Here is a 12,010-nt window from a genome sequence, read left to right as displayed (position 1 = left end):
CATCCTCGCCAAGGGCCGGCTGGTGAATTTGGGCTGCGCCACCGGCCACCCCTCCTTCGTCATGTCCTCGTCCTTCACCAACCAGACGCTCGCCCAGATCGAGCTGTGGACCAAGGGCGAGAACTACCAGAACGACGTCTATGTCCTCCCGAAGCATCTCGACGAGAAGGTCGCGGCCCTCCACCTCGACAAGCTCGGCGTGAAGCTCTCCAAGCTCACCGACAAGCAGGCAAGCTATATCGGCGTCCCCGTCGAAGGGCCCTACAAGCCCGATCACTACCGCTACTAAAACATCCAGCGTTCACGCGCTGGAATCCGGCTGCGCCAGCCCTCAGGGCCGGCGCGGCCTTTTTTATGGTGCGCACGCTTCCTTATTGTCAGCGGATTGTCCTAAGGATCGGGCATGGATGCGGGCGGCACAGGCAAGGCGCAGTCGCGCGAGGGACGACGTGCACAATAGCGCGCTTTCCATGATGATCGTCGGCGTCGTCCTGGCGCTGTTCGTCGGCGCGAACGCGTGCGTGCTGTATCTGGGATTGAAGGCACGCAGCGAGGCGGCGGACATCGCGGTGGCGAATTTACGCCTCGAGGCACTTGTCGGATCGGCCCCCGCGCTCGCGATGATCGTGCGCGCCGATGGCCGGCTGGAGTTGCCTGATCGCCTGGCCGACTGGTTCGGCCTGTCGTCTCCACCGCGCTATCTCGACGATCTGGCCGGGCGCGACGGGGGGCTGACGCCAGAGGATGCGCGGGCGATCGCGGCGGATGTGGCGGCGGCGCAGAAAGCCGGACGGCCGTTCGCGCGGGCGATCCGTGCCCGGGGGTCTTCGCGGGCGCTGATGATCCAGGGCAATCGGACGCCACGAGAGCTCCAGGCACCGGGGGGCGTTGTGCTCTGGGTATTCGACGCGACCGATAGCCAGGCGGAGATAGCGCGCCTTGGCGACGAGCGGGCCGAGGCACTTGAAGCATTCGATGCATTGACCGGGCTGATCGAGTCCGCGCCGCTGCCCATGTGGTATCGCGGCCCGGACATGCGGCTTGCGATGGTCAATTCGGCCTATGTCGAGGCGGTCGAGGCACCGGACGCCGCCGACGTGATCCGTCGCGGCGTTGAGCTGGTCGAAGGATCGGGGATCGGCGGACCGCTCGCGAACGCAGTGGTCGCGCGCGATACGAGCAAACCGCAGATGCAGGCCATGCCGGCGACGATTCGGACCATGCGGCGCATGCTGCGTGTGTATGACGTGCCGCTGCCGACCGGCGGCGTGGCGGGCTTCGCGGTCGATATCGAGGAGCTCGAACAGGCGCGCAGCGGGATCAAGCGCTTCGCCGACGCGCAGCGGGCCATGCTCGACCGGCTTTCCGCCGGCGTCGTCCAGTTCGCCGCAGACCGCACGCTGGCCTTCTGCAACCAGCCGTTCCGTCGGCTGTTCGCGATGCGGGCCGAATGGCTCTCCGACCGTCCCGAGTTCGACCGCGTGCTGGAGCGCATGCGCGAGGCCAACCGGCTGCCCGAGGTACGCGATTTTCCGGGATGGAAGGCGGAGCGGCGCGACTGGTTCCTGGAGGCGGGCGGCGCGATCGAAGAGAATTGGCATCTGCCGGGCGGCGTCCATTTGCGGGTCGTCGCGCAACCATTGCCCGATGGCGGCCTGCTGCTGATTTTCGAGGACCGCACCGAGCAGGTCCAGCTGGCGAGCGCGCGCGATACGCTGCTGCGCGTGCGCACTGCGACATTCGACAATCTCTATGAAGCGCTGGGCGTCTTCGCAGCCGATGGCAGGCTGCAATTGTGGAACAACAAGTTCCGCGCCCTGTGGGGTTTCGAGGAGGAATTCCTGAGCAGCCATCCCGGCGTTGACGCGCTGGCGGCGGCAGCGGCGCGCCAGCTCGCCAAGCCCAAGCGCGCCTCGCTCATCGGGGACCTGGTGCGGGCATCGACGGTGGAACGGCAGCAGCGTGGCGGCGAGCTGGAATTCGCCGACGGACGCTTCTTCGAGCTTGCCGCGGTGCCGCTGCCTGACGGCAACGGGCTGTTCACCATGCTCGACATCTCCGACAGCCGGCGGATCGAGCGCGCCTTGCGGGACCGCAACGAAGCACTGGAAGCGGCTGATCGGATCAAGACGGCGTTCGTTGCGAACATGAGCTATGAATTGCGGACACCGATCACCTCGATCAGCGGCTTCGCCGAGATGCTCGGGGAGGGCTATGCCGGCAAGCTTAGCAAGGACGCGCATGGTTATGTGGCGGCAATCCTGGAGTCGGTCGAGCGGCTTGGCTTCTTCGTCGACGAAGTGCTCGACCTGACCCAGAATGACGGTCGCACGCCTTCGATCGAGCTGCTCGACGTCGATCTGGAAGCGGTGGCACGCGCGGCGGCCCAGGCGATCCAGCCGCTGGCGGCGCGTCGAAAACTGGATTTCGCGGTAGAGATATTGCCGTCGACCGGACGCCTGACGGGCGATGCCAGGCGATTGCGGCAGGTGATCGAGCACCTCCTACGCCACGCAATGGGTGGGACGGAGGAGGGTGGGCGTATCCTGCTGCATATCGACGGCACCGCGGCGATGGCGCGGATCGTCGTATCGGATGACGGGGCTGGAATGACGGCGGATGCAGTGGCGCATGCGTTCGATCGTTTCGCCCAGCCGGGTGTAACGCGCGGCGGAGAGCGAGCGCTTGGACTTGGCCTGCCGTTAGCGAAACAATTCGTCGAGGCGCATGGCGGGGCGATCGAGCTTGTGTCCGAACCGGGCGAGGGGACCTTCATCACTGTCACCCTGCCGCGCCGCTAGCTTGCACCCACAAGGCCATGCGCATATTATATGCGCATTCGTGAGGAGGCCTTCATGACACGATCTACTGTCCGTGAAGCAAAAGCGCCGTTGCGGCGTCCGACCAACATCTCGCTGGATTCAGCGATGATCGAGGAGGCCAGAGAGCTTGGCATCAACATTTCACGAGCATGTGAAGAAGGGCTGGCCAGGCAGATCTCCAAGGAACGCGGGCGACGCTGGAAGGAAGAGAATCGGGAGGCGATCGAGGCGTCCAACGCCTATGTTGCCGAACATGGTCTGCCGCTCGAGAAATACCGCCTCTTCTGATGGCGCGGTTCGATATCTATCAGCGGCGTGACGAACGTGGCTACCTGCTGGATTGCCAGTCCGATTTGCTTCGCGATCTCGATACGCGGTTCACTGTGCCTCTGTTTCTGTTCGAGGATGCACCAAAGCCGGCAGGGCGGCTCAATCCGGTTTTCGATGTGGACGGACAAAGGGTCGTGATGATGGCGCAATATGCGTCCGCCATGAGGAAGAACCTGATCGGAGATCGGGTCGGAACGCTGGAGCGGGAGCATGACGCCATCATGGGCGCGCTCGACATGCTGATGATCGGCTATTGAGTATCGCTACGCCCTTGCGCGACGCAGAGGAAACACACGCCTTTGGCGCACGCCTCGCCGCGCTCGCCCGGCCCGGCGACGTGATCGCGCTGACGGGCCCGCTCGGCGCCGGGAAGACCAGTATCGCGCGCGGGCTGCTATCCGCGCTGGGGCTGGAGGGTGAGGCCCCTAGCCCGAGCTTTGCGATCGTTCAGCCTTATGCGCCGCCCGAGGTGCGGTTTCCGGTGCTGCATGTCGATCTCTACCGTATCGACGAGCCGGGCGAGATCGAGGAACTGGGGCTCGACGAGGCACTGTCCGATTCGCTGCTGATCGTCGAATGGCCCGAACGGGCGCCCGGAATGTGGCCGGAGGCGCTGGCGCTGAGCCTGACGATCGAGGCTGACGGCACCCGCGCCTTGACAGCCGCGGTGCCGGCGGCTTGGAGGACGCGATGGCAGCAGATATGACCCCGCCGGCCGCCGCGGCCGATTTCCTCGCGGCGAATGGCTGGGAAGGGGCGGATATCCTGCCCGTCGCTGGCGACGCCTCTTTCCGCCGGTATTTCCGCGTCGTTTCGGGCGATCGTAGCGCGATCCTGATGGATGCGCCGCCGCCGCATGAGGACCCGCGGCCCTTTATCGCAATAGCCCAATGGCTGTGCGAGCGGGGTTTTGCCGCCCCGGCGATTCACGGTGTCGATCTCGATCGCGGCCTCGTGCTGCTCGACGATTTCGGCGATGTACGGATGCGCGAGACGGTCGATGCCGCCTCGGAGCGCGAGACCGGCCTGTACGAAGCGGCGATCGACATCCTGATCCGCCTGCACACGCACGAGGCAGGACCGCTCGCGCCCTATGACCGCGCGGTGCTGCACCGCGAGGCGAACCTGCTGACCGAATATTATTGTCCCACGGTCGGCATTTTGCCCGATCAGGCGGCCTATAACGCCGCCTGGGATGCGGTGTTCGATGCCGCGCTCGCCGGCCCGCGCGTGACCGTCTTGCGCGATTATCACGCCGAGAATCTGATGCTGATCGATGGCGGCGACGGGCTCGGTCTGCTCGATTTCCAGGACGCCCTGGCCGGACATCCGGCCTATGATCTGGTGTCGCTCCTGCAGGATGCGCGTCGTGACGTCGATCCGGCGCTCGAAAGCGTCATGCTGGATCGTTACAAGCGGCTGACCGGCGCTGGAGAGGATTTCGACGTGGCCTATCACGTGCTCGGCGCACAGCGGAACGCCAAGATCGTCGGCATCTTCACCCGGCTATGGAAGCGAGACGGCAAGCCGCGCTACGCGGCGCTGTGCCCCCGGGTGTGGCGCTATCTGGAACGAGATATCGAACACCCCGCTCTCGCGCCGGTGAAAGCGTGGTTCGATGCGACCATCCCGCCCGAGTTACGGGGCGATCCCAAGGCGATTGCGACACGATGACGACCAAGCGTACCCTCGCGATCCGGCCTGATCCCGGCGGCGTCGTACCTGAAACCGCGATGGTGATGGCCGCGGGGCTGGGCAAGCGCATGCGGCCGCTGACCGCGACACGGCCCAAGCCGCTCGTCGAGGTCGCGGGCAAGCCGCTGATCGATCATGTCTTCAACCGGCTGCGTGCGGCCGGGGTGAAACGCGCGGTGGTCAATGTCCATTATCTCGCCGACGCCCTCGAAGCGCATCTCACCAATCGCGTCAAAGGCATTGAAATCGCTGTGTCCGATGAGCGCGGGCTGTTGATGGAAACAGGTGGTGGCATCGTCCAGGCGCGCGATCTGATCGGCGACAAGCCGTTCCTGGTGGTGAACAGCGACAATCTCTGGATCGACGGTCCGGCCGATGCGATCCGCCTGCTCGGCGCCCGGTGGGACGACGCGACGATGGACGCGCTGCTTCTCATGGTGCCGCTCGCCAAGGCGCATAACCATGGCGGGCAGGGCGATTTCCACCTGGCGGCCGACGGCCGCATCACGAAGCGGCGCCAGCCCGGACGGCCAGCGCCTTTCGTCTATACCGGCGTGCAGATCCTGTCGCCGCGCGTGATCTCCGACTGGCCGGAAGGCGCCTTCTCGACAATGCTGTTCTGGGAACGGGCGATTGCGGCTGGCCGGGCCTATGGGCTGGTCCATCAGGGCCTGTGGTTCGATGTCGGCACGCCCGGCGCCATCGGGAAGACCGAGGCGATCCTCGCCGATGGCTGACGCGGTAAAACCGCAGCTCTTCACCATTCCTGCGCACCGGGCCTTTGCCGACGCGCTTGCCGCCGGGCTGATCCGGCGCTTTGGCGGGGAACCGCTGGGCCTCGCGCGTGGGCTGGTATTGCTGCCCAACAATCGCGCTAAGCGGGCACTGACCGATGCCTTCGTCCGGGCGAGCGAGGGCGGGCTCGTGCTCCCACGCCTGGTTTCGATCGGCGAACTGGACGAGGCGACCGGTGCGGCGCTCGATCCGGCGGATGATGCGGATCCCGTCCCGCCGGCCGTACCGGCATTGCAGCGGCGGATGATCCTGGCCCGGCTGGTGGCCGAGGAGCGGCTGAGAGCAGGACAGCCCGTCGACGCGGCGGAAGCGATCCGGCTCGCCGGCGATCTGGCGCGGACGCTTGATCAGTTGCTGGTCGAGGAGGTGCCACCGGCACGATTGCGGGACCTGGAGCTGAGCGATGAGCTGTCGGATCACTGGCGGCGGGCGCTCGCGCTGTTCGGGATCGTTCTCGATCGCTGGCCCGGCGACCTGGAGCGGCTCGGCAGGATCGATCTGGCCGATCGCCGAGGGCGGCTGCTTCGGCGGCTGGCGATCCGGTGGAGGGAGGCGTCGCCGTCCGGTTTCGTTTGCGCGGCGGGCATCACGGACTCCGCGCCGGCCGTTGCGCGCCTGATGCGCTGCGTGTCGGAACTGCCGCAGGGCATGGTGGTGCTGGCGGATCTGGCTACGGGCATGGACGAGCAGGAATGGCAGGCGCTCGGGCCGCATGAGCCTGATCCCGCCAGCGGTTTTCGCCGCCGCTCGATCGAGACTCATCCGCAATTCCACCTGAAGCTTCTGCTCGAGCGGATGGGCGTGAATCGCACCGAATTCTCGCTGTGGCGGGATGGCGGCGGGCATGATGCCACGGCGGCGCGGGGTCGCGCGATTGCCAATGCGCTGGCGCCGGCCGAATTCACCGGCAAATGGACGTCGCTCGGGGCGGAGGATCGCCGTCTGTCCGGCATCGCCGCGGCGGAATTGGCGACGCCGGCGGAAGAGGCACAGGCGATCGCGCTCGCCCTGCGCGAGACGTTGGAGATTCCGGGGCGAACCGCAGCATTGGTCACCCCGGATCGCGGGCTTGCGCGGCGCGTCGCGGCGCATGCGGCGCGGTGGGGGATCGAGATCGACGATTCCGCTGGCCGCCCGCTGTCGATCCTGCCTTCTGGCACCTTGCTGACCGCACTGGCCGAAGCCGCGACGCAACGGTTCGCCCCCCTGGCCCTGCTGACTCTGCTGAAGCATCCTCTGGTGCGCTTCGGGGAGGGACGGGGTGCCTGGCTGGAGGGGGCGCGGTCGCTGGACAGGGTGTTGCGCGGGCCGCGGCCTGCGCCAGGGCTGGCGGGCATCGATGATCATCTCGCCAACCCGTCCGAACGCGAGCGGCGGCTCTTCGGCGAGGCGGTCGCCTGGTGGCCTGAGGCACGGGCGTTGCTGGCGCCGATCGAGGCTGTGTTCGAAGGGGGGGCGCAACCGCTCGCGACTTTGCTCGGGGCGTTGCGCGAAACGGCGCAGGCATTGTGTGGCGATGGGTTGTGGGGCGGTCCGGCGGGTCGAGCCGCGTCGGAACTGCTGGCGGAGCTGGAGGCCCAAGCGCCGGCCGGTCCGCCGAGCGTCGAGCCGGCCAGTCTCGCGCCGTTGCTCAAGACGCTGATGGACGAAGTCGCCGTGCGGCCGCCGCAGGGCGGGCATCCGCGCCTGGCGATCTACGGCCTGATCGAGGCGCGGTTGCAGACTGCCGATCTGATGATCCTGGGTGGTCTCAACGAGGGCGTTTGGCCCGGCCAGCCCGCGCCTGACCCCTGGCTTGCGCCGCGAATCCGCGCCGAGTTGAACCTGCCGGGGCTGGAGCGGCGTGTCGGTGTCTCCGCGCATGATCTGGCCGGCGCGCTCGGAGCACCGCAGGCGCTGATCACGCGTGCGCGGCGGGACGCCAGCCAGCCCGCGATTGCGTCGCGTTTCTGGCTGCGGTTGCAGGCACTTGCGGGCGAACGCTTCGAACGGGCCGCAACTCTCGAGCGCTGGACGCGGGCGCTGGACGATCCCGGCATTCACGACCCGGCCGATCAGCCCGCGCCGTCGCCCTCTGCGATCCTGCGGCCCAGACGAATTGCCGTTACCGATGTGGATCGTCTCAAGGCCGACCCTTACGCCTTTTACGCCAAGCGCATCCTGCGGCTTATGGCGCTCGATCCGGTCGATGCCGATCCGAGCGCCGCGTGGCGTGGCACGGCAGTGCATGACGTGCTGGAGCGCTGGGCAAGGCTGGCGGAGCCGACCCCGGAGGCCTTGCACGCGCTTGTCGACGCCATGCTGCATGATCCACGCACATCCCCGATGGTGCGGGCCTTGTGGCAACCCCGGCTCAAGGAAGCGATCGACTGGATCGCGGCCGAAATCGCGCGCGGCATCGCGCTCGGGCGGCAGGTGCTGGCGGTCGAGCGCGAGGGGAAGATCGATATCGCCGGGGTGACGCTGACCGGCAAGTTCGACCGGATCGACCGGTTGCCTGACGGGAGCCTGGCGGTGATCGACTACAAGACCGGCAAGGTGCCGTCGCCGGCCGCCGTGCGCGCCGGGTTCAGCCTCCAGCTTGGCCTGCTTGGCCTGATCGCCGAGCGGAATGGCTTCGACGGGATCAGGGGCGAGGCACGGGCCTTCGAATATTGGTCTCTGGGCAAGCGCAACGACAGCTTCGGGTACATCAGTTCCCCGGTAGATCCGGCCGGAAAGGCCGAGAAGGTGCGCCCGGAAGATTTCGCCGCGCTCGCGGCGCATCATTTTACCGAAGCGGTCGGCGCGTGGCTGACCGGGGGTGAGGCGTTCACCGCCAAGCTGCATCCGGAATATGCGCCCTATGCCGAATATGACCAGCTGATGCGGCGTGACGAATGGTATGGCCGTGAGCGGGGATAACCGGCCCCTTCCGCATCTGAAGGGCAACCAGGCGGCCGCGAGCGCGCCGGATGCGCATGTCTGGCTGTCTGCCTCAGCCGGCACTGGTAAGACCCAGGTGCTGACGGCTCGCGTGTTCCGTCTGCTGCTGCGCGGGGTCGATCCGGGTGCGATCCTGTGCCTGACTTTCACCAAGGCAGGCGCGGCTGAAATGGCGGGACGGATCAGCGCGCGGCTCGCCGCCTGGGTGCGCATGCCCGAGAACGACCTGAAAAAGGACCTGTTCGCGCTCGGCGAGGATCATCTCGATCCGCGCCGCATCGCTTATGCCCGCACCCTGTTCGCCAAGGTGCTGGATGCGCCGGGCGGCGGGTTGCGCATCCAGACGATCCACAGTTTCTGTCAGGGATTGCTGGCGGCCTTCCCGGTGGAAGCGGGCCTGGTGCCGGGTTTCCGTCCGCTTGAGGCGCGCGAGGAATCGGTCCTCGCGCGCGAAGCGCTGGCCGAGATGCTGATCGAGGCCGATCGTGACGGACGGGCGAGGCCGATCGAGACGATCGGCCGGCTGAGCGTGCGCCTCGGCGAAGGCGAGGCCGAGAATTTCCTGCGCGCCTGTGCGCGGGCGCCGGCGGCGATGGTGGAATTGCCGCTGGGCGACGGTATCCGGCCGTTCATCCGGCGCTCGCTCGACCTGCCGGCGGGGGATATCGACAGCGTGATCGTCAGCGCCTGTGGTGACGACGCCTTCGACCACGAGGCGCTCGACGCAATCGGCGGCATGAACAGCGGCTGGGGGACGAAGAACGGCACCGAGCGGGCGCGGATCATCTATGACTGGCTCGAAAAGCCGGCCGCCGCACGGGCGGCAGGGCTCGCCGATCTGCACAAGGTCTGGGCCAAGGCCGATGGCGATGTCCGCTCGTTCGGCAAGGGGCAGGCGCCGCAGGACGAGGATTATGCCGAGCTGGCCGGCGGCCTTTACACCTATTGCGCCGAGCTGCTCGATCTTCGTGTGCGGGCCCATTATGCCGATCTGCTTGCCGATGCCCTCGACGTGGGGCGCGACTATGCCGCGGCCTATACGCGCGCCAAGCGGCGCGTCGGCGGGGTCGATTTCGACGATCTGATCCGCGCGACGATCGACCTGCTCGGACAGCCGGGCATGGGCGAATGGGTCCGCTACAAGCTCGACCAGGTCACAGAGCATATCCTGATCGACGAAGCGCAGGACACCAATCCGGAGCAATGGTCGATCATTCGCGCTCTGGCCGACGAGTTCTTCGCCGGGCTGGGCGCACATGGCGAGCGAGTCCGTACGCTGTTCACGGTGGGTGACTATAAGCAGGCGATTTTCGGCTTTCAGGGGACGCACCCGATCTACTTCCAGGCGGCCGAGCGGCATTTCGGCTCGCTGGCCGAGGGTGCGCAAGGAGAGGAAGCCGGGGAGGGGCTGCGGTTCGACCGGCTGTCGCTGACTCACAGCTTCCGCTCGACACGGCCCGTGCTCGAATTCGTCGATGCGGCGATCGAGGCGATCCCCGAGCCTGGTCTCGGAACCATTGCCGAGCGGGAGCCGCATGCCAGCGAAGTGGCGGGGCCAGGCACCGTCACGCTCTGGCCGCTGACGGTGGCGGGCGGCAGCGAGGAGGATGAGGAAGGCTGGATCGCCGATTCCACGCGGGCGCTCGCCAGCCAGATCGCCAAGCAGATCAAGGCATGGGTCGGCACCCTGGTGCTGGAAAGCCAGGGGCGGGTGTTGCGCCCCGAAGATGTGATGATCCTGGTCAAGCGCCGCGGCGAGCTCGCGTCGCTGATCGTCGCGCGGCTCTATGCCGAGGGTGTTGCGGTCGCCGGCGTCGATCGGCTGCGGCTCAACGCACCGCTGGCGGTGCAGGATCTGCTCGCCGCCATCCGCTTCGTGCTGCAACCGGGCGACGATCTCTCGCTCGCCAGCCTGCTCGTCTCGCCGCTGATCGGGTGGAGCCAGGAGCGCCTGATGGAGGCCGCCCCACGCGACGCCGGTAGTCTTTGGCGCCATTTGTCGCGCACCCAACCCCGGGACGCGCTCGATCCGTTGTACGCGATGCTCGACCGGGCCGATATCGCCACGCCCTATCAGTTTCTCGAAGAGATGTTGTCCGGGCCGCTCGATGGCCGGCGCAAGCTGATCCGGCGACTGGGGCAGGAAGCGCGCGATCCGATCGAGGAACTGCTCAACGCAGCGCTCGACTTCGAATCGCTCGGCACGCCGTCGCTGCAGCGCTTTCTCGACTGGTTCGATCGTGGCGACGTGGAGATCAAGCGCGACCCGTCCGCACCGCTCGATGCCGTGCGGGTGATGACCGCGCACGGTGCGAAGGGTCTTCAGGCACCGCTGGTCATCCTGGCGGATGCAGCGATCGATCCGACGCGGTCGCCACGCTCCACTCTGCTGTGGAGACCGGAAGAGATGGCGCATGCGCTCCCGATCTTCCGCCCGCGCGCAAGCGAGCGTGGCGGGCCGCTGGGTCCGGTGCTCGATGCGGATGCGCAACGGGAGCTCGAGGAGCATTGGCGGCTGTTTTACGTTGCGGCCACGCGCGCTGAGGAACGGTTGGTCATCGCCGGTGCGCTTGGACCCTTGGCCAAAGGTGAGCCACCTCCGTCGAGCTGGTACGCCGTCGCGGACCGCGCGATGACCGCGCTTGGCGTGCCGCCGGTGCCGGACGCGCGCCACTTTACCGGGATCGTGCCGCAAAAGCCGGCCCCGGCATCGGGCAGGAAAGCTGCCGAGCCGACGGACGCTGCATTGCTCCCCGCGTGGACGACGCAGCGCGCGCCTGTGGAGGCGCGACCACCCCGGCCGCTGGCACCGTCGTCGCTGGGCGAGGATGCGGTGGCCGATCCGCCACCGTCGCCGGCGCTGCGGCTCGCGGCCGAGCGTGGGAAGCTGATCCACGCCCTGTTCGAGCGTCTGCCTTCGGTACCCGCCGGCGAGCGCGCCGCAGCGGCAGATCGCTGGCTTGAGCGGGTCGGCGCGATCAGCGATTCTGCTGCGCGCACCGAAATCGCCCGGACGGTCCTGGCGGTTCTTGAAGACGCCCGCTTCAGCGATCTGTTCGCGCCGGATTCGCTGGCGGAGGCGCCGATCGCTGCCGTGATTGGCGACGGCATCGTCGTCTCCGGCACGGTCGATCGCCTGCGGGTGACGCCGGCGCGCGTCCAGGTGATCGATTTCAAGACCGGACGGCAAATCCCGCTGACACCGGAAGAGATCCCGACCTATCATGCGCGCCAGATGGCGGCCTATGTCGAGGCGCTCGGCGCGATCTTCCCGGGCCGCGCGATCGAGGCGCTTCTGCTCTACACCAACGGCCCGAAGCTCCTGACCGTACCGGCGAGTATTCTGGAAATGCACAAGCCGGGCTATGTACCCGCGCAACAAAGCTACGACCTGCCGGGTTGAGTGCATGGGCGGCGATCCCTAGATTGCGCGCAACACAGGA

Annotated in this window: 9 protein-coding genes; all 9 read left to right on the top strand. The window is 67.3% G+C overall.

Annotated features, from left to right (window positions below; genetic code table 11):
* The coding region (locus tag U1769_RS17960; protein WP_332718713.1) for an adenosylhomocysteinase at window positions 1-289 on the top strand (289 nt) is incomplete at its 5' end.
* A gap of 181 nt (window positions 290-470) precedes the next feature.
* Window positions 471-2,801 (top strand): sensor histidine kinase, encoded by a 2,331-nt coding sequence (locus U1769_RS17955; RefSeq protein ID WP_332718711.1) that lies wholly within the window; start codon window positions 471-473, stop codon window positions 2,799-2,801.
* Between the two features lie 30 nt (window positions 2,802-2,831).
* Window positions 2,832-3,110 carry a type II toxin-antitoxin system CcdA family antitoxin gene (locus U1769_RS17950; protein ID WP_332718709.1) on the top strand — a complete coding sequence of 93 codons (279 nt, stop codon included), beginning with the start codon at window positions 2,832-2,834 and terminating at the stop codon, window positions 3,108-3,110.
* Complete coding sequence (locus U1769_RS17945) at window positions 3,110-3,409, top strand: CcdB family protein (protein WP_332718707.1); 300 nt, start codon at window positions 3,110-3,112, stop codon at window positions 3,407-3,409. The genes U1769_RS17950 and U1769_RS17945 overlap by 1 nt, the downstream gene beginning before the upstream one ends.
* A gap of 14 nt (window positions 3,410-3,423) precedes the next feature.
* Window positions 3,424-3,858: a tRNA (adenosine(37)-N6)-threonylcarbamoyltransferase complex ATPase subunit type 1 TsaE gene (gene tsaE / locus U1769_RS17940; protein WP_332718705.1), complete on the top strand. Its 435-nt coding sequence runs from the start codon at window positions 3,424-3,426 to the stop codon at window positions 3,856-3,858.
* Window positions 3,855-4,826 (top strand): aminoglycoside phosphotransferase family protein, encoded by a 972-nt coding sequence (locus U1769_RS17935; protein WP_332718771.1) that lies wholly within the window; start codon window positions 3,855-3,857, stop codon window positions 4,824-4,826. The genes tsaE and U1769_RS17935 overlap by 4 nt, the downstream gene beginning before the upstream one ends.
* Entirely contained in the window at window positions 4,823-5,584 is a 762-nt protein-coding gene (locus U1769_RS17930; protein ID WP_332718703.1) for a nucleotidyltransferase family protein, read from the top strand. Before U1769_RS17935 ends, U1769_RS17930 begins: the two co-directional genes overlap by 4 nt.
* Entirely contained in the window at window positions 5,577-8,546 is a 2,970-nt protein-coding gene (gene addB / locus U1769_RS17925; RefSeq protein ID WP_332718701.1) for a double-strand break repair protein AddB, read from the top strand. Before U1769_RS17930 ends, addB begins: the two co-directional genes overlap by 8 nt.
* Window positions 8,527-11,970 carry a double-strand break repair helicase AddA gene (gene addA / locus U1769_RS17920; protein WP_332718769.1) on the top strand — a complete coding sequence of 1,148 codons (3,444 nt, stop codon included), beginning with the start codon at window positions 8,527-8,529 and terminating at the stop codon, window positions 11,968-11,970. The genes addB and addA overlap by 20 nt, the downstream gene beginning before the upstream one ends.
* The last annotated feature ends 40 nt before the right edge of the window (window positions 11,971-12,010 follow it).

Origin of the sequence: Parasphingomonas zepuensis (genome assembly GCF_036663735.1) — a bacterium.
GTDB lineage: Bacteria > Pseudomonadota > Alphaproteobacteria > Sphingomonadales > Sphingomonadaceae > Sphingomonas.
This window is presented reverse-complemented; position numbering and strand designations above follow the sequence as displayed.